At 37.4% G+C, this 19,155-nt stretch carries 18 protein-coding genes and 1 tRNA gene; 4 read left to right on the forward strand and 15 right to left on the reverse strand.

The genetic code is table 11. The features are described from left to right. Nucleotides 1-8 precede the first annotated feature (8 nt). The 7 genes from menA to LV716_RS17525 form a co-directional block, all read right to left on the reverse strand. Complete coding sequence (gene menA, locus LV716_RS17495; RefSeq protein ID WP_163419066.1) at nucleotides 9-917, reverse strand: 1,4-dihydroxy-2-naphthoate octaprenyltransferase; 909 nt, start codon at nucleotides 915-917, stop codon at nucleotides 9-11. A gap of 1 nt (nucleotide 918) precedes the next feature. Then, nucleotides 919-1,518, reverse strand: a complete 600-nt coding sequence (locus LV716_RS17500) for an SPOR domain-containing protein (protein WP_163419067.1) — start codon at nucleotides 1,516-1,518, stop codon at nucleotides 919-921. Nucleotides 1,519-1,680: 162 nt separating this feature from the next. Then, nucleotides 1,681-2,511, reverse strand: coding sequence for a S1 RNA-binding domain-containing protein (locus LV716_RS17505; RefSeq protein WP_163419068.1), 831 nt, complete (start codon nucleotides 2,509-2,511; stop codon nucleotides 1,681-1,683). A gap of 72 nt (nucleotides 2,512-2,583) precedes the next feature. Next, complete coding sequence (locus LV716_RS17510) at nucleotides 2,584-2,925, reverse strand: DUF2853 family protein (RefSeq protein ID WP_163419069.1); 342 nt, start codon at nucleotides 2,923-2,925, stop codon at nucleotides 2,584-2,586. A gap of 43 nt (nucleotides 2,926-2,968) precedes the next feature. Continuing rightward, nucleotides 2,969-4,708, reverse strand: coding sequence for a 2-succinyl-5-enolpyruvyl-6-hydroxy-3-cyclohexene-1-carboxylic-acid synthase (gene menD, locus LV716_RS17515; RefSeq protein ID WP_163419070.1), 1,740 nt, complete (start codon nucleotides 4,706-4,708; stop codon nucleotides 2,969-2,971). 51 nt (nucleotides 4,709-4,759) lie between these two features. Further along, entirely contained in the window at nucleotides 4,760-5,788 is a 1,029-nt protein-coding gene (locus LV716_RS17520; protein WP_163419071.1) for a chorismate-binding protein, read from the reverse strand. A gap of 16 nt (nucleotides 5,789-5,804) precedes the next feature. Further along, nucleotides 5,805-6,227, reverse strand: coding sequence for a PaaI family thioesterase (locus LV716_RS17525; protein WP_163419072.1), 423 nt, complete (start codon nucleotides 6,225-6,227; stop codon nucleotides 5,805-5,807). 69 nt (nucleotides 6,228-6,296) lie between these two features. On the opposite strand from LV716_RS17525, the gene LV716_RS17530 reads away from it, so the two are divergent. Next, entirely contained in the window at nucleotides 6,297-6,935 is a 639-nt protein-coding gene (locus LV716_RS17530) for an alpha/beta hydrolase (protein ID WP_233759177.1), read from the forward strand. 4 nt (nucleotides 6,936-6,939) lie between these two features. Beyond that, nucleotides 6,940-7,335 carry a VOC family protein gene (locus LV716_RS17535; RefSeq protein ID WP_163419073.1) on the forward strand — a complete coding sequence of 132 codons (396 nt, stop codon included), beginning with the start codon at nucleotides 6,940-6,942 and terminating at the stop codon, nucleotides 7,333-7,335. A 6-nt stretch (nucleotides 7,336-7,341) separates the two neighbouring features. Here the strand turns inward: LV716_RS17535 and LV716_RS17540 are convergent, their stop codons facing one another. The 4 genes from LV716_RS17540 to LV716_RS17555 form a co-directional block, all read right to left on the reverse strand. Next, entirely contained in the window at nucleotides 7,342-8,259 is a 918-nt protein-coding gene (locus LV716_RS17540) for a hypothetical protein (protein ID WP_163419074.1), read from the reverse strand. Between the two features lie 83 nt (nucleotides 8,260-8,342). After that, entirely contained in the window at nucleotides 8,343-9,599 is a 1,257-nt protein-coding gene (locus LV716_RS17545) for an FAD-binding oxidoreductase (RefSeq protein ID WP_163419075.1), read from the reverse strand. A 1-nt stretch (nucleotide 9,600) separates the two neighbouring features. Beyond that, nucleotides 9,601-10,611, reverse strand: coding sequence for a 4-hydroxyproline epimerase (locus LV716_RS17550; protein WP_163419076.1), 1,011 nt, complete (start codon nucleotides 10,609-10,611; stop codon nucleotides 9,601-9,603). Between the two features lie 6 nt (nucleotides 10,612-10,617). Beyond that, nucleotides 10,618-11,517 carry a dihydrodipicolinate synthase family protein gene (locus tag LV716_RS17555; protein WP_163419077.1) on the reverse strand — a complete coding sequence of 300 codons (900 nt, stop codon included), beginning with the start codon at nucleotides 11,515-11,517 and terminating at the stop codon, nucleotides 10,618-10,620. A gap of 124 nt (nucleotides 11,518-11,641) precedes the next feature. Here LV716_RS17555 and LV716_RS17560 point away from each other — a divergent pair, with 124 nt between their 5' ends. Further along, a complete protein-coding gene (locus LV716_RS17560) occupies nucleotides 11,642-13,198 on the forward strand; it encodes a M28 family peptidase (RefSeq protein ID WP_163419078.1) in 1,557 nt (518 codons plus the stop codon). A gap of 54 nt (nucleotides 13,199-13,252) precedes the next feature. On the opposite strand, the gene LV716_RS17565 is transcribed toward LV716_RS17560, so the two are convergent. Then, nucleotides 13,253-13,328: transfer RNA gene (locus LV716_RS17565), tRNA-His, on the reverse strand. Between the two features lie 286 nt (nucleotides 13,329-13,614). Here LV716_RS17565 and LV716_RS17570 point away from each other — a divergent pair. Next, nucleotides 13,615-15,702: a tetratricopeptide repeat-containing sensor histidine kinase gene (locus tag LV716_RS17570; protein WP_163419079.1), complete on the forward strand. Its 2,088-nt coding sequence runs from the start codon at nucleotides 13,615-13,617 to the stop codon at nucleotides 15,700-15,702. A gap of 5 nt (nucleotides 15,703-15,707) precedes the next feature. Here the strand turns inward: LV716_RS17570 and bshB1 are convergent, their stop codons facing one another. From bshB1 to LV716_RS17585, 3 genes are read right to left on the reverse strand one after another with little or no spacing between them, the layout of a single operon-like run. Next, the gene (gene bshB1 / locus LV716_RS17575) at nucleotides 15,708-16,430 is read right to left on the reverse strand and encodes a bacillithiol biosynthesis deacetylase BshB1 (RefSeq protein WP_163419080.1); all 723 of its coding nucleotides are present in this window, start codon (nucleotides 16,428-16,430) and stop codon (nucleotides 15,708-15,710) included. Nucleotides 16,431-16,439: 9 nt separating this feature from the next. After that, nucleotides 16,440-17,609: a PLP-dependent aspartate aminotransferase family protein gene (locus tag LV716_RS17580; protein WP_163419081.1), complete on the reverse strand. Its 1,170-nt coding sequence runs from the start codon at nucleotides 17,607-17,609 to the stop codon at nucleotides 16,440-16,442. 34 nt (nucleotides 17,610-17,643) lie between these two features. Next, complete coding sequence (locus tag LV716_RS17585) at nucleotides 17,644-19,053, reverse strand: MATE family efflux transporter (RefSeq protein ID WP_163419082.1); 1,410 nt, start codon at nucleotides 19,051-19,053, stop codon at nucleotides 17,644-17,646. Between the last annotated feature and the right edge of the window lie 102 nt (nucleotides 19,054-19,155).

Raw genomic sequence — 19,155 nt, forward strand, 5'->3', positions numbered from 1 at the left:
TATCAAATTTACAAAAAAATATTAACTGTCAAATAAAACAATATCGACAGCAAAAACGTGCTCAAAGCCAGCTTCTTAAGCTCTCCATCAAGCCGAATTGGCTCTTTAGTCTTCAATACTTTATAAAGATGGAGAAAGATAGGTACAAAGGCCAATAAATAAAATGATCTAAGAATATCGATACTTTCCAGCCATGTGTAAACCACCATACTTGTAAAAGCAATTAGAATTAAGGAAAGGTGGTAAACCTTTCCGTTTTCAAATCCCATTTTTACCACAAGTGTATTCTTATTGTGCTTTTTATCCGAGACAACATCCCTTAAATTGTTCAAGTTTAAAACACCAACACATAACAGTCCAATAGCTACCGCCGGTAATACAGTGACCCAATTCAAAGACTTTGTGTAAAGGAACATGCTTCCCAAAACACCTACAAGGCCAAAGAATAGAAATACAAATACATCTCCCAGCCCTTTATACCCATATGGATTAGATCCCATGGTGTATTTTATGGCGGCCCAAATACTAAAAACTCCAAGAACCATAAACAATATAATATACTGTAGGTTCTCATAACCAAAAGCTAAATAAATAAGTACTATTGCTAACAACAAACTCAAAACGGTAGCCACAATTATCCCTTTTTTAAGAACTGATGGGGTAAGGGCCCCACTTTGAATAGCTCTAGAAGGCCCTATTCTATCTTCATTATCCGTTCCTTTAATGCCATCACCGTAATCATTGGCGAAATTAGAAGTGACCTGGAATCCAATAGTGGTAAATAATGCTAAAATAAAAATGGAAATTTCGAAAAAACCTTGCTTATGCGCTAGAGCTGAACCAACGATAATGCCTGACAGCGATAGCGGGAGTGTTCGCAATCTAGCGGCCTGTACCCAAGCCTTGAATTTATCCAAATTAGTAGGGGTCTTCTATTTGTACTCTTTTCCCATCTTGGTAAGAAGCAACAAAAGCATCTTTAAAACCCATATCCACCAATTGCTTTCTAAATGATTGTGCTTCATCCAAAGTTTCAAAGTTGCCTAGCGAATAGGCATAAAAAGGGTTGGTTTTAACGAATAGCGTGTTGGTCAAAGCTTCTGAGGCAAGCGTCATATTGTTTTCTACAAACGACTTTACTTGAACTGAATATATGGTCTCTTTATCCAAGAATGCTTTAGCAAGGTAAAACTCCTTTACCAAGCTTAATTCTTCATTTTGAACTTTAAGATTATCTATACGTGTTTTTATGGCATCTAAACTATCTATTGAAACCAATAAATTACTCTGATTTTCAAACGAGTTTTTACTACTTAGTCCAGCCGTAAATGAAGTGATGGCCAATAAACCGATAACAAAAAGACCTGTAATTCCTAAAAGAACATTGCGCTGAAGCTTTACTTTTTGTAAATCCTTGTTTTTAAATTTTATTTGGTCTAAAAGTCTTTCGTTGATAATCTGTGCTTTATCAACGTCCTTATGCAAATCCAGTAAATCGCTTTCTTCAATAAATGGCATATTAGTTGGGTTAAAGTTTATGAAAACTAGCTAAAAGCATAGCTTTCAAATGGTTAATATACACTAACGCAAAAGTATAGTTTTTGTCCTAAGAAAAAAACTTACAGCTCTTAAATTACTAACTTTAATTTAACAATCCAACAGTTTCCCATTTTGTAGGAATTACAGCATCCGAATTCCATTAGCTTCTATTGTAATTTTACGTTCCCTATATAAAGTCCCGATTGCTTTTTTGAATGCCTTTTTACTTAAGTGAAGTATTTTCTTGATATCCTCTGGAGCAGATTTATCGTTCAAGGCCAAAAATCCATTATTATCTTTTAATTTTTCAAAAATCATGTTGGCCGTAGGCTCTAGCATTTTAGCACCAATTGGTTGTAATGAAACATCTATTTTAGCATCTGGTCTAACTGCTTTGATATATCCTTTAAGGTTTTTTCCAATAGAAATTGGTTTAAATATATCACTCTCAAACACTAGCCCTTTATACTTTCCCTCAATGATGACTTCCCACCCCAATGGCGTTTTCCGATAGACCAATAAATCTACCTCACTGTTTACTGGAATATTAAAACCGTCATTGGATAAAAACCGCTTAATCCGACTTGAACCTGTCAATCTAAAGGTTTCTTCATCTAGGTAGCAATGGACAACATATTTTTTACCCTCTTCCATTTCAACACCTTGTTCCCTAAAAGGTACAAGCAAGTGTTTTTCCAATCCCCAATCCATAAACGCACCATAATTGCCTACTTCTACAACTTCCAAAAAAGCAAAACTATTTCTAACTATATAGGGCTTGAGTGTTGTGGCTATGGGCCGTTCATTATTGTCCAAATAGCAAAATACCTCTAAATCACTGTCAATTTGAAAATCTTCTGGTACATATTTATTGGGCAGAAGAACCTCTGTGCCTTCATCGTCTCCTAAAAATAATCCTACACTTGTACTTCTTAGTACTTTTAAGGTATTGTAATTCCCCAATTCTATCATAGTACAAAGGTATACTGAAATTTGGGTATAAAAAAAGCTGCCTTTGGCAGCTTTATAAAACGTTTGATTCTATTAATTGTAAATGGATTCTTTTCCAAAATGTTTTGCCAACATATAATAGATAACAGCACGGTGCTTGTTTCTGTCACTTCTTCCATATTTGTCAATAACACTGTTGATAGCAGCCATCAAATCTGGGCTATCCGAAAGACCTAGCTTCTTGATAAGGAAATTGTTTTTCACGGTCTCCAATTCTTTGTCATCCGACCCAGAAACTTTTGAAGCATCTAGGTTATAAATAGCTGGGCCAAGACCTATGGCAACTTTGGTCAAAAGATCCATATCTGGAGTTTCACCAAACTTTTCCTTTACATCTGCTGCGTACTTTTCAATTAATTCGTCTCTTTTACTCATGATTGTTAGTGTTCTTTATTAAGATTACAAGATTTCTTAGCTTCTAAGATATAAAATCAAAATAACTAAGCAAAATTTTATCATTTTGTAATCGCGGTGTATTTATTTCCAATATTTTGGCATGTTCGGATTTACGATAAAAGTCAGCTAAGCAATTTTTAAGTTGCTTCTCGTTTTCAGCTTTTGAATATTCCAGATCATACATCTTGGCTAAATATTTTGCAGTAAGCCCATGTTCTGTTTCAAAAAAAGTAGCAAACTCTTTTGTTTCTTCTTTGCCCGGTAAAATCCTAAAGATTCCGCCACCAGAGTTATTAATGAGTATAATTCTAAAATCTGGTCGAATATAACTGCTCCATAACGCATTGCTATCATAGAAAAAACTCAGGTCACCTGTTATTAAAAGTGTAGGTTCTTTAGCATGAATCGATGCTCCCATTGCTGTAGAAGTACTTCCATCTATACCACTTGTACCACGATTGCAAAATACTTTTAGAGACGCATCCATCGGAAATAATTGTGTATACCTTATCGTAGAACTATTTGCCAAATGAACTTGGTATCCGTGCGGAATGGTTTTCTGCAACTGGTCAAAAACAGTAAAATCTGAAAACTCAATTTTATTTAAATAAGCTTCACGTCTAGCATCGTACTTTTCTTTTACTTTATTCCAATTTTGGTAGTAGTCACTTTCAATATTAACGTTTGAGTTTAGCATCCTCCGTAGAAAATAATTGGCATCCAACTTTATATGTTCCGATAAACAGAAAAAAGTGTCGTACGCTTTTTTGGTATCGATATGCCAATGTGCTTTTGGTTGATACTTTCTTAAAAAGGATTTTATTTTTTTTGAAACGATAAGTCCCCCAAAAGTGATTAACAGTTCGGGTTGAAGCGCCTCAAAAAGTTCTTCGCTTTTTTCCGATTTCTCTATTGGAGCTATAATGCTGTCTATACTCGGGAAAAAATTTGGGTGATGAATATTCGAAGTTGTCTCTGTAAACACCAACATTGTATCGTCATCTGCAAGTGACTCCAAAACTTCTTTATCAATAGCATTTGGATGGTTTACCCCTACCAAAATCATTTTACGCTTACTGGTGTTCCAAATTTCTATAAACGTATCCCAATTTTTAATACCAGGTTCGGTTTCTCTGATTTTTGCAAACTCGGGAACCTCAATACCTGTCGTTTCTACACAATCATACAAAGGCTCTTCAAAAGGTATATTGATGTGTACTGGAGCATGCTTTAGAATTGCTATTTCCAACGCGTTACTTATCTCTGACTCGTTATAAGCCTGAACGGTTGCCTGTGATTCTATATTTAGCGTTTTGGTGAAATTGGCAACTTTGTCTGGAGAATGGGCAGTATCCTGTTTTAAATTGGCGGTGTATCCAATATGTCTTTCAAGAACATTTTCTTGCCTTATCGTTTGCCCGTCACCAACATCAATTTTGTACGAGGGTCTATCCGCAGAAACAACAATAAGGGGTATATCGCTATAGAATGCTTCTGCTACCGCGGGGTAATAATTTAGTAGGGCACTACCCGAGGTACATATAGCTGCTACAGGTTCTCGTAGCTGTTGTGCCATCCCCAGAGCAAAGAAACCTGCACACCGTTCATCAACAATACTAAAACAATTAAAAAATGGATTTTTGGTAAAACCAAGTGTTAGTGGAGCATTTCTGGATCCCGGAGAAATCACAATATTTTTTATTCCTCTCGATTTAAAATAAAGAACAAGCGTCTGCGCCGAAGGAATATTCGAATACATCATGGGTTACAAAAATACGTTCCAAAATGATATTCGCCTAAAATTAGTGTGCATCTATTGAATTGTTCGCAACATTGTTTTGCTTTTGTTCTGTGTCTCAGACCATTCACTTTCTGGCTCCGATGCGGCTGTTATTCCACCACCTACAAAAATGAAAGCTTTTCCTTCTTTCAATTCCATACATCTTAAGTTAACAAATAACGATGTTTGCCGTACTTCGTTTAGATTAAGTTCCCCTAGAAATCCAGTGTAAAAAGTACGTTCGTAATTTTCATTCCCCTTAATAAAAGCCTTTGCTTCATCAGTTGGAATACCACAAATTGCTGGTGTTGGATGTAATGCGGCTACAATGTCCCTTACTTTTGTCTTTGATTTTATTTTTCCAGTGATTTCGGACTTCAAATGCCATAACTTTCCAGCTTTTACAGACTTGGCTTTCCCAACTTTTAGTTCTTCTACTGTGCCAACAAGCTTATCCTCAATATAATCGGTAACCATTTCCTGCTCTTTGATTTCCTTGCTACCCCACTCTGGCAAAGAAGTTTGCCACATAGGCAAGGTTCCTGCGAGCGACATGGTATGTAGGGTTTCGTTATGGATACGCATCAAGGTTTCTGGTGTTGCTCCGCACCATATTCCAATTTTAGGGTGAAAAAACCAATAACAAAATGCATCTTGATAACTATTCAAAAGATTTGTAAAGATTTTATCAGGAGATTTTGATAGGGCTATAGCAACTCTCCGGGATAGCACCACTTTCTTCAAAAACCCCTTTCTAATTTCTTTGATGCCTTTTTCCATCAAATTCAAATGAAAGTCTTTTCCTGATTCTTCTAAGCTCATGTTAGCATCTAAGTTTTGCTCCTCTGCTGCAAAAAGGACAGTTTTGATCTCATCTGGTTTGATCAGTACAGCATTGTCATTTAAATCAAAAGGAGCAAAGACAAATCCACTCTCTTCAAAATTCAAAGTAAAATTTAGATTGGGCGTGGATTGAAAAATACCCTTGACCTCATTCTCGCTAGGTTTCCTATAGATTGAAAATGGCAATCCTATTTTCAAACAAAGATTTGCCTTCTTCAAGAGTTGGTGAAAGTCGCTATTCTTTTGGTAAGGCAATGGTAGTGAGTTTACAATTGGAAATTAAATCTCCTTCCTCGTTTGTAATTTTTATTTCCCAAAGTTGGGTGGTTCTACCTTTATGGATTATAGAAGCTTTTGCGTATACAAATCCTTCGCGTATTCCTTTCACATGGTTTGCGGCAATCTCAATACCCCTTACATAGAATTCCTGTCCGTCCAAGAAAATATAAGATGCAGCGCTACCAACGCTTTCTGCCAGTGCAACCGACGCCCCTCCATGCAATACACCATCTGGCTGGTGCACTTTTGGAGTGACCGGCATTCGGGCTATCAAAAAATTCTCTCCCACATCAACATAGGTAATATCCAAAGTCTCCATTAAGGTTCCCTTGCATATACCATTACAAACTGCTAGAATTTTCTCTTTATGCTCGTTCATACTTCATTTTTTTGTAAAATTACGCAAAGCTTGATCAATTGTACTCAAGTTTTTCAACACCTAAATTTAATGATGGAAAAGACAGTATCATATAACGCCAAAAATACATATGTAACCTTAAATACGTTAACCCATAGAACAAAGAATGTATGGCTCGTATTTCACGGGATTGGCTATTTGAGTCGTTATTTTATTAAGCATTTTGAAAGTTTAGATGTCGATCAGAATTATATTATAGCTCCACAGGCCCCTTCAAAATACTACTTAAAAAATGAATATAAGTATGTTGGCGCAAGTTGGCTCACGAAAGAAAACACCTTAACGGAAACGGAAAATGTATTGAACTACATTGACGCAGTTTTCGATGCAGAACAAATCCCTCCAGAAACCAATCTTTTCGTTTTTGGATTTTCACAGGGAGTATCGATAGCAACACGCTGGATGACCAAAAGAAAAATACATTGCACCACTTTGATTCTCTATGCCGGTGGCATTCCTAATGAATTGGCCGAACAAGATTTTGAATATTTGGATTGGGACATCACAAGTGTCAAAATCGTATATGGGAAAAAGGATAATTATTTAAACAGAGAACGATTAAGGCAAGAGAATATTAAAATCACCAAACTGTTTCAAGATAATGTTGAATTCATCAACTTTGAAGGTGGTCACGAAATGAAAGCGGAAGTAATCCAAAACCTGATCTGAACCTATGGAAGAAATCAACAGACAAATAGCGAACGTTACTTTAGTGGTTAAAGATTATGATGAAGCAATAGCATTCTATACCAAAAAGTTGGGGTTTGAACTTGTGGATGATGTGGATTTAGGTGAAGGGAAACGATGGGTTCTGGTTGCTCCCAAAGGTTCGCAATGCAATATTTTGTTGGGAAAAGCTGCTAATAACGAACAAAAGGCAGCAATCGGAAATCAAACTGGCGGTAGGGTTTTTCTATTCTTAAACACTGCAGACTTCTGGAAAGATTATAGACAAATGCAAAAAAATGGTATCCTATTTAAGGAGGAACCCAGGGAAGAATCTTATGGAACTGTTGTAGTTTTTGAGGATCTCTATGGAAACCTTTGGGATTTGCTTCAACTAAAATAAGAAGCTTTAGCCGTCTTTTTCATCAGTGGAAAAATACGTAATTCTACGTGTGGTATAGGTATTGTCCGGTGTTACAATCTGTTTGATCCAATTTTTTTCCTTATTACTGTCATACTGAAAAATATACTCTTTTACAGATTGGGAAGTCGCTGTTTTTGAAGTGACCTTATCCAACATGCCATCTTCTCCATAGGTGTAGAACAACTTTTTCTCCTGAAGAAATTTCTTTTCAATAGTACTGTACCTAAAAAACTCCTTGGAAATCAGTTTTTTATCAGCATTGAAAACCTCTTCTACGGCAGCGTTGGGTTCTCCATCAATATATTCCTTGGTTAAAACCACATTTTGAACGCCTGTTTTACCTTTTCTTTCTGAAGTTCTAATTGATTTTTCAAGCACTGAATTAATGAAAAAACTTGTGGTCAACTCATTTTTGTATGGAGTATATTCTACCGTGGTTTCGTCAACCCCATCTTCATTTGAAGTCGTAATTTTTATCAACTTCCCTTTGGCATCATAAACATATTCCTGTTGCTCTAGAAACTCCTTATCATAGGAGATGATTTTTTCAAGGACTTTTTTTTTGGGCAAGCTGTCAACGGAATAAAAATTGGCCATCGAGGTGGAAGCGTCAAGGATATTGTTTTTATAACTCTCCATACGCTTTTCCAAAAGCTCGTTGTTGTTATACTTATAATAGGTGATATCCTGGTCCGTATCATTGTATTGTGTTACAGTCTTTACAAGAAGACCGTCTCTATTGAACTCAAAAGATTCTTTTCCATAATCGGTAATCACTAAACACGACTTCACATTCCCTTTAAGGTCAAAATCCTGAACCTTAAATATTTGTATATCCTGCGACCAGACACAGGCATGAAAAAAAAGATTAAAAAATAAAAGTGGAATGTAGTTTTTTACCATATTGCAAAATTACTTCTTAATGAGGCAATTAAAAAATTAAAAGTATGCATGGCCCTTAAAAATAACCTAAAGAAAATACGGCTTTAAAATTTTCGCTGAGGGGCAAAAGGAACAATATCCATAGATAGTTTCTTTCCAGAAATCATCTCGGAGACCAATTTACCAGTGGCAGGGCCCAAACTCCATCCCATCATTGCGTGACCTGTGGCAAAAGTTAAATTCTTGTATTTTGTAGAAGTACCTATGTAGGGTAATCCATCTGGTGTTACGGGCCTTAACCCACATTTGGCATTGCTTTTATCTTCTTCAGATATTTTAAGGCCCTTGTAATAGCGTGCAGCACCTCTGGCAATAGCTTCTACCCGTTCTTTTCGTATAATTTTATTTATACCCGAAAACTCCATTGTTCCGGCAAAACGTGTAAATCCTTGCATGGGGGTAACTGCCATCTTTGCTTCCATTAAAATAGCGGGCATTGTGATATTGGTCGGGCTCTCTACATTTATTCGATATCCCTTGCCCGCTTGTAAAGGTAATTCAATGTTCATCTTTTTGGAAAGTACAGAGGTCCATGAACCCGCAGCAAAAACCACTTCATCCGCTTGGTACTCATTCTTGCTGGTTTTTACCTTTGTAATTGTATCCCGACTAAAAATCATATCCAATACTTCTTCATTTTTCCGCAACTTAACGCCCACCTTTGGTAAAAAATTGACCATTCGCTCCATAAACTGTGAAGGGGTCGTATGTCCATCACATTCATAGTGGATAGCGCCCATCGCATTCAATTCAATCTTGGGCTCTATTTTTTGTAAGCCGCCATTGTCCAAGTAATTAACTTCCAATCCAAGATCTCCAGCTTTCTGTGCTACTTCCATTTCATGGTCTCTGGCCTTTTCTGTTTGGTAGAGCATCAATAGACCTCTGCGCTCTAAATGAAAATCCCCTAAATCACCAGAAGACTTTATACCTTCGTAGAGTTCCCTGCTCAACAGATTGATATCCCTGATAATGGGCATAGCACGCTCCACCTTTTCGTTTGAGGATGATTTTTTAAAGTACCAAGCCCATTTCATAAAATCCAAATCAAATCTTGGTTTCATATAAAAAGGACTAGAAGAATTGAACATGTACTTGATTCCTTTTGAAATCATTCCGGGAGACGCCAAAGGGACAATATGACTAGGAGTAATGTATCCAGCATTTACAAAAGATGCTCCAGAAGTAATATCGCCCTTATCCAAAACAGTCACCTGATGTCCTTCTCTTTGAAGGAAATAAGCCGTGGAAAGTCCTACTATTCCTCCACCTACTACAACAACATTCTTATTTGCCCCCATATTATAATACTTGAAATCCCAGTGCATATGGGTCGTCATTCGTGTCTATGGTTATGGTATTTCTTCCATAGATTTTTGCCCATCCCTTTATGCTAGGTATGATTGCTTTTTGATTCATAATCACAGTTTCCTGTTCCACTTTTCCAACAAATTTAGAACCAATAAAGCTCTCGTGTATGTATTCTTCCCCAATTTTTAAAAGTCCCTTTGCATATAGCTGTGCCATACGTGCAGACGTGCCAGTGCCACAAGGAGACCGATCTATCGCTTTATCACCATAAAAAACAGCATTTCTCCCCGACGCATTTTTATCGATTGAATCACCGGTCCATAAAATATGGGAGACCTTGTTGATATTCGGATTTTCAGGATGGATAAAGCGATTTAGATATGTAGTGTTGATTTTCTTTCTGATTTCTTGTGAAAACTGAATCAACTCACTCGCCTTAAAATCATGCATTCCTGAAAAATTTTTCTGTCGGTCAATAATCGCATAGAAATTACCCCCAAAAGCAACATCAAAAAAAAGTTCTCCAAGTATGGAAGAGTTTATCCTTAGTCCTATCTCAGCAAGATAACTTGTAACATTGGTCAATTTTACCCAAGCTACTTTGTCATTGGATTTATAGTAGTCTATTTCCACCAATCCTGCAGGCGTTTCCAATCTTACTTTTCCTTCTGTTTTTGGCTGAATCAATCCTTCTTCCAATGCAATGGTAATGGTTCCTATGGTACCATGTCCGCACATTGGTAAGCAACCGCTCGTTTCTATAAAAAGAATCGCAATATCATTTTTAGGATCATGTGGCTCATATAGGATACTACCACTCATCATATCATGTCCCCGTGGTTCGAACATTAATCCCGTGCGTATCCAATCAAATTCTTGTAGAAAGTGTTGTCGTTTTTCCTCCATCGTCTTTCCTACGAGCTTGGGGCCTCCATCAACAACTAAACGCACAGGGTTTCCACAAGTGTGCGCATCGATACATTTGAATGTATGAACTGCCATTTGTTATTATGGTATTTCAGGTCTGGTCTTCACTCCTTTCTCAATTATCGATAGAACGCGGCTCCGTTCTTCGCCTTGTAATGGCATCCTTGGCAATCTTACATATTCGGTACCTATGCCAGTGGCAACTTCCGCTAGTTTTATATTCTGTACCAATTGTGGATTTATGTCCAACTCAAGTAAAGGCATAAACCATCTATAAATTTTAGTAGCTTCTTCTATCCTACCCGCCTTGACCAATTCATAAATTGCTACGGTCTCCCTTGGAAAAGCACAAACCAAACCTGCCACCCAGCCTTCAGCTCCCATCAAAAGGCTTTCCATAGCTAGAGTATCAACTCCACATAGAACCTTCAATCGATCTCCGAACCTGTTTTTAATTCTGGTGATGTTGGTAAGATCTCTGGTCGAATCTTTAACGGCTTGTATGTTGTCATTTTTTACAAGTTCCTCGAACATATCAAGGGTTACCTCAATTTTGTAGTCCACTGGATTGTTATAGATCATTATGGGCAAGGAAGTACTCTTGGCTATTGCGTCAAAGTAGGCCAGAGTTTCGTAATCCGTTGCATTGTATTGCATTGGCGGTAGAATCATTAATCCTGAAGCCCCATATTGCTTCGCCCTTTCCGCAGCAACAATAGCATTCTTTGTTGTCTTTTCGGCTATGTTCATAATGACAGGGATTTTACCGTCAACTAATTCCACCGTATGCGCTATCAATGCCTTTTTCTCGTTATCGTCTAGCGTACTTGCTTCTCCCAATGAACCACCGAGTATTATAGCATGTACTCCAGCTTTTATCTGCGCATTAATATTTGTCGCAAACATTTGCATGTCCAATTCATCATTTGCGGTAAACTTGGTGGTGATTGCCGGCATCACCCCGTTCCAGTCCATTTTCATGAGTCTAAACAGTTGATTATTAATTCAACAATATACATAAAAGCTCTCTTAAAAGTATATGTTTTCATTTGCATTTCTTTAGTTATCTTTTGATTATTTTTGGGAGATTTTGAAAACATATTTTATGAAGAAAGTTTCTTTAATAGCTATAGGTATTGTATGCTCCTGTAACACTTCGCAGAAAACAATTTCCGAACCCTCCTCCTTAAAAAAGGAAATCGATCCTGTAGTATATGCTCAGACCATAACAGAGGAAGAATTAAAAGAGTATCTCTATACGTATGCTTCAGATGAGTTTGAAGGTCGTGAAACTGGTAAACCCGGACAAAAAAAAGCAGTTGCTTACCTTAAGGCAGCATATGAAGAATTAGAAATACCTGCGGCTAAAACAGATGGAGATTATTTGCAAAATGTACCCCTAGAGGTTGCCAAAGTTCCAAAAGGAACAGTTTTGGTTGATGGAAACACGTTTCAACTAGGTGAAGACATTCTAACTTTTACCGCAGCTGATGGTGATTATTCCAATGTGGTCTATGCTGGCTATGGCATTGAGGAAGGAGATTATTCCGACTATAGTGAATTAGATGTAAAGGATAAATTGGTATTGATCAAAGCCGGTGAGCCAACGAACAATAACGGCACTTATGTTCTATCTGGTACTGAGGAAAAATCTGCATGGAGCAACATGTCCGAAGCGATGGGAAAAAAGTCCAACTTAGCTGTTGAAAAAGGGGCAACTGGTATCCTGTACTACGATGCACAGAATTTTGCCCGATTCAAAAATTATTATGAATTCATGAAAGAGAACAACAGTGGAAAAATGGCACTGAAAGGTGAAGCTAACACCAATTTTATTGTGCTCTTGAACAACAAATCCGCTACTGCTTTTATAAATGATATTGATGGGGACAATGTTCCAAAATCAATTTCAACAGATGTAAAAATCGATATAGTCAGTGGAAACGACCAGATAAATTCGGAAAACGTTGTTGCTGTCTTAAAGGGTTCCGAAAAGCCTGACGAATATGTTGTGATATCCTCTCATTTAGATCATATTGGTGTTACCGCGAACGGACAAATAAACAATGGTGCCGATGATGACGGTTCCGGTACTGTTGCACTTCTTGAAATTGCAGAAGCTTTTAAAAAAGCGGCAGAAGCTGGTGAAGGTCCAAAACGCTCTATTGTTTTTCTACATGTCACTGGTGAAGAGAAAGGTCTTTTGGGCTCAAAATATTATACGGATTATGACCCTGTTTTTCCATTGTCCCAAACGGTTGCAAATCTTAATATTGATATGATAGGAAGGATTGACCCAAAGCGTGTAGGAGACCGAAACTATGTGTACTTAATTGGTTCTGATAAACTGAGTACTGAATTACATGACCTTTCTGAAGCTATAAATGAAAAGTATACCAATATTGAATTGGATTATACGTATAATGATGAAAATGACCCTAACAGATTTTATTACAGGAGCGATCATTATAATTTTGCCAAAAATAATATTCCAATCATCTTTTATTTTAATGGTACACATGCCGATTATCATCGTCCCGGAGATACACCGGATAAAATAAATTATGACTTACTGGAAAATAGAACACGACTTGTTTTCCATACAGCTTGGGAAGTTGCAAATAGGGAAGATAAAGTTATTGTGGATAAGCCATCCAAGTAATGAACAAAATATAGTAAAAACAAAAAAGCCCTCTTATTCTAGAGGGCTTTTTTTGGGTGGAAGACGGGATTCGAACCCGCGACCCTCGGTACCACAAACCGATGCTCTAACCAACTGAGCTACAACCACCATTTAAGCGGTGGCAAAAATACTTCTTTTTATTAATTCAATCAAATGAAATTTAAATTTACCTCTTAAAAAGAATAAAAAAATTAACTCCCGAAATGCTTATCTATTTTTAGTATTCTGTAGCAATAGTGATAATATTTGGTTTGACAGTCTGTATGATTTAGTACAAAACTTCGGTGAATGACACTTTAAAATAGTCAAAACACACAATTATTGAACTTTCACAACATTTTATTCCTAAAAAGCACGCTCAAAACTATTTTTATGATTCGAGATTTTGAAAATACATGCCCAAATCGACCTACTTTTTTAATCTACAAAAGTTATTGTACAAAATAACGTTAATCAGTTGTGTCGTATTCTTAGCATTCCCCGTCCAATCCCAAAAAATAAAAAGGGACAGTATTGTCTACAAATTAAATCGATTACAATCCTCAAAGGAGTTTAAGGCACAAGATACCACATACATAAACTTGCTCTCCAGCCTTGCTTCTACCTATCGTTTTATGAACAAGGACAGTCTGTATGTTATTTCCAAAAGAGTATTAAAACTTAGCAAAGAAGTAAATTATACAAATGGTAAAATCCAGGCTTTAGAGGCAATAGGGGATTATTTTTCAGACGAGGGAAATCGTGAAAAATCAATGGCCTACTTTAAAAAGGCACTTCATCTAGCACGAAAAACAGGCAATAAAGAGTATGAACTTAGTATTATAAATGGGCTTGGGCACGATTATGATTATGAAGGAAACAACGCGGAAGCACTCAACCTTTATTTAGAGGGAATAGATGTAGCTAAACAAACGGACAATAAACATATGTTGTCAATTCTTAATGAAAATATTGCAAGTCTATACATTCGGCAAAAGGATTACAAGAACGCATTGGTTTTTTATGATACCGTACAGGCCATAAATGAAGAAATGGGCAATGAGGTTTTCCATGCCGAAACACAAAGCAACATGGCTTCATTGTACAAGGATATCAAAGATTTTGAGCAAGCCATGTTCAATGTAAACAAAAGTATCACTACGTTCGAAAAACACAAAATCTATGATTGGCTGGCATATGCGTACGAAGTTAAGGGAAGCATATATCTAGAACAGAAAAAATACCAATGGGCTTTATATTGGTATGATCAAGCTAATATGCTCCACAAACAGCAATTGGACGACGAAAGGGAAAAAATACAATTATTGAACGGTATGGCCAAGGTATACCTAGGTCTTGAGAAAGATAGTCTATCCTTACAATATGCGGAAGAAGGTTTTCAATTATCAAAAAAAATCAAATCATTACAAGGACAAATAGATTGTTCAGAAACTTTGTACAAGCTATATAAAAAGCAGAATAGCTCGGATAACGCTTTAGTATATTTAGAGACCTTCAAACAACTTTCCGATTCTCTTTCCAAAGACAAAAGCAAACAAAGTCTTGCCTTGCTAGAGACTAAACTAAAATATGAAAAGGAAAAAGATGACCTAATTACTGCCAACGAAACCGCTCTGGCCAAGCATAAAAGTTATATCTATTTGACTGTTGCTGTTTTGGTCATCTTAACCTTTATAACTTTTTTGATACGTCGCAGTGAGCATATTCAGAAAAAATTGAACAGGGAGCTTCACGAAAAATCCAAGGTGGTCAGTGAACGTGAGGTAGAACTTCACGAAAACAATAAGACAAAGACTAAATTATTTTCCGTAATCGGTCACGATTTACGTGGGCCTATCGGTGCGCTACAGGGGATGCTCAAATTATTTACAGATGGTGAAATTGGCAAAGATGAGTTCATCTCTTTTATTCCAAAGTTAAAATCCGATGTAGAAAACATATCCTTTACATTAAACAACTTATTGTCATGGGGGCAGACCCAAATGAATGGGGTTACTACCAAACCCAAAAGGCTTTCTTTAGATAAGCTGGTGAGCGCTAATATTAAATTACTATCGGAAGTAGCCTCTGGAAAATCAATAAAAATAATCAATCAATTGCCTGAGAATCCTTTGATATATGCCGATCATCACCAAATAGATATCGTAGTCCGAAATCTTCTGAGCAATGCCATAAAGTTTACTCCCGAAAATGGCCTAATTACGATTGAAGCAGAGGAAAAAAAGGACATGTGGGAAATCATTATCCGTGATACAGGTATAGGCATGAACAAAGAAATTCAGAAAAAAATCTTTAAAAGTACTACCAATATTACCACATATGGTACCAATAATGAAAAAGGAACCGGTCTTGGCCTTTCACTTTGCAAAGAAATGATTCAAAAGAACAAAGGTGAAATTTGGGTAGAAAGTATATTGCGCAAAGGTTCTTCTTTTCATTTTACAATTCCAAAAGCAGAGAAAAGATACCAGAATGCCAGTTAAAGTGTTTATATTAAATCATCAAGATTATCTACCGCAACATAGCGCTCAGCTGTAAAGCCTTCTGCATACTCAACCCCGATCAACCTTCCTAAGTCCCTTGCCCTGTAGTTTACACTATCGATAAAGTTTTTACTACTTATGGGTGTTTCCGGTTCGTCACTATTTGGATCAAAAAATTGTGACTCATAAGCTAGGATGGATGCTGTTTTTTTTTCGATAAAGCCAGATACATCAACTACAAAATCTGGTTCTAAATTCTTCCATTGAATAAAATGATATACAACTTTAGGCCGCCATGCATCCTGCCATTGTTCCTCACCTTCCATTTTGGTATCTATTTTGACCAAACCACTTAAAAAGCAGGAATCGCTAACCAATTTACTTCCTTTGGCATGGTCAATATGCCTGTCATCGATTGCATTGCAGAGTACAATCTCCGGACGATATTTTCGGATTATTTTTATGATTTCCAACTGATGCGCTTTGTCATTGGTAAAAAAACCATCGGCGAATTCCATATTCTCACGAACGGAAACCCCTAAAATCCCAGCTGCATCCAGCGCTTCTTTGTCCCTAATTTCAGCAGAACCCCTTGTACCCAACTCACCACGGGTCAAATCGATAATTCCAACTTTTTTCCCTCTTGAAATCTCTTTGGCAATGGTACCTCCAGCACCTAACTCTGCATCATCTGGGTGAGCACCAAATACTAAAATGTCTAACTTCATGTATCTATTTTATGCAAGTACTGCTATGGATTTAACCTTGACAATGGCTTGTTCAATATCTTCGATCAAATCTTCCATCTCCTCAATACCTAAAGAAAACCGTATCAATGTGTCTTTAATCCCCTGTTTCTCCCTGTCTTCCGGTGTCATTAAGGCATGGGATGTTTGGGTTGGTGAGAGCACCGTACTTTCAACTCCTGCCAAGCTCATGGATGGTTTTATGAGCTGTAAATATTTAAAAAACAGCGAGGTATCAATCGAAGCATTCAACTCAAAAGAAAGCATTCCGCCAAACCCTTTCATCTGTGATTTTGCCAATTCGTGATCAGGATGGGTTTGGAGTCCAGGGTAGTACACATTTTCAACATCCTTGCTCTTATTTAAATACGTTGCCATTTTCATGGCATTTGTATTTTGGGCATTTACCCTAATCGCCATTGTTTTTATACTTCGCTCCAAAAGCCAAACGGTGTAATCACTAAGACTACCGCCAAAACAAATAGCTGTTTGGAAAACCTTGTCCATATTCTTTTGAGTCGAAGCAATTACCCCTGCACAGATGTCCGAGTGCCCTCCCATATATTTCGTAGCACTATGCAGCACCACATCGATGCCAAAATCAATTGGGTTTTGGTTGATGGGACTCGCAAACGTGTTATCTATCATGGAGAGGATGCCATGCTTTTTTGCCAGTTTACCAATAGCATCCAAGTCAGTAATCGTTAACAAAGGATTAGAAGGGGTTTCTATATAAATCACCTTGGTGTTCGGTTTGATTTCTTTTTCAAGATCATCTACTTTCCAACCATTGGTGAACGAATAACTGATACCGTATTTCTCAAACTGGGTGACAGCAAAATTGTAAGTGCCTCCATATAAGGTCTGTTGTAGCACGATGTGGTCTCCCGCTTGTAAGAAAGCCATCAAAGCAGTACTTATTGCCGCCATTCCACTTCCAAAAATCAAGGCAGCTTCAGCATGTTCCAAAGCTGCCAATTTTTTGCACAACGCTTCTTGGTTGGGCGTATTGAAATATCTTGGATAGCGTTTTACATCAACATCCTCAAATGCATAGGAAGTACTCATGTACAAAGGGGATACAGCCCCTTTAAATTGTACATCTTCCAACTCTCCCGTGTGGGTACACGTCGTATTTGGACCTTTAACACTCTTTTTCATAGGTTTAAAACTTTAGGCTAAATATACAAAACCCTTACACTTGAACCTTCTTCCAGTTTCCTTTTTTAAACCATATCATTGCCATGATGGCAAGAAGTATTTCTGCTGATGTGATTGCAATAAAAACACCTATTGCACCCCAATCCAAAACCAAGGCCGCAATGTAAGCAAAGGGCAATTGAAACATCCAAAAAGAGAAAAAATTAATCTTTGTAGGGGTTTGGGTATCTCCAGAACCATTAAATGCTTGTGTCAGTACCATACCATACGCATAAAATACATAGCCTATTGCTATTATCTGAAGACATATTGCTCCATTTTCGACCACGCTGGGCGTTGCATTGAACCACGAAATAATATTTTCCGCAAATACTAGATAAAGTACAGATACCAATCCCATAAAGTAGGCATTGTACTTTCCTGTTTTCCAAACGGATATTTCTGCCCTTTCAGGTTGTTTAGCGCCAAGGTTTTGACCTACCAAAGTTGCCGCAGCATTGCTCATCCCCCATGAGGGCATTAAGCTGAACATCATAACACGTATAGCTATTGTATATCCTGCCAGTACTTCACTGCCAAACTCGGACATAATACGCATTAGGAATACCCAACTTGAGGTACCGATCAAAAACTGGGCAATTCCGCCTAAAGAAACCTTTACCAGATTCATCATGACTTTCAAATTGAAAACCAAATCTTTGAGAGCTAATTTTATTTTGCTCCATCCAAAAAATAAAATTCCCAATTGAAAAAGTACCGCGGTTCCCCGCCCAATGTTTGTAGCGATTGCTGCACCCATAACCCCATATTCAGGAACAGGTCCCCATCCAAAAATAAAGATCGGGTCAAGAATAATGTTCAATCCATTGGAGAGTATTAAGGCCCACATGGCGATGGAGGCATCACCCGCTCCCCTAAAGATAGCATTGATCATGAACAGTAGCATGATGGTTATGTTCCCTCCAATCAAAAACTGAGTGTAGCCATAACCTTCCGCGATCAAATCTGGTTCGCCTCCCATCAACCCTAGAATTTCTTTAGCATAAAAGATACCTATCAGACCTAGTGCAATAGAAATTAAAATTCCAAGACCAATAGCTTGTACAGCCGCTATCTTAGCACCTTGAAGATCCTTCTCTCCTACTCTACGTGCCACTATTGCAGTGGCAGCCATACTTAAGCCTATGGCAAGGGCATATACCAAGGTAATTACAGATTCTGTTAGGCCTATTGTTGCTACTGCATTTACACTGACTTGCGAAACGTATGCAATGTCGACCAATGCAAAAATGGATTCCATCAGCATTTCCAAAATCATAGGAATGGAAAGCATAAAAATAGCTTTGCGAATACTGCCAGAGGTAAATTCTGTTTCCTTACCGGTAACGGCAATCCAAAAATAGCTAAGTGATTTTTTAAAAAAAGATATATTGAAATTTGTCATTATGTTGAATTATGTATAAAAAAGAGGTGAAAATGTCAGTTCGTCAGGAAAGTATCCCAATTACTTTTTTGGCGTATTGCCTATGACATCTATAGCGGACAT

This window comes from Flagellimonas sp. HMM57, from assembly GCF_021390175.1.
Classification (GTDB): Bacteria; Bacteroidota; Bacteroidia; order Flavobacteriales; family Flavobacteriaceae; genus Flagellimonas.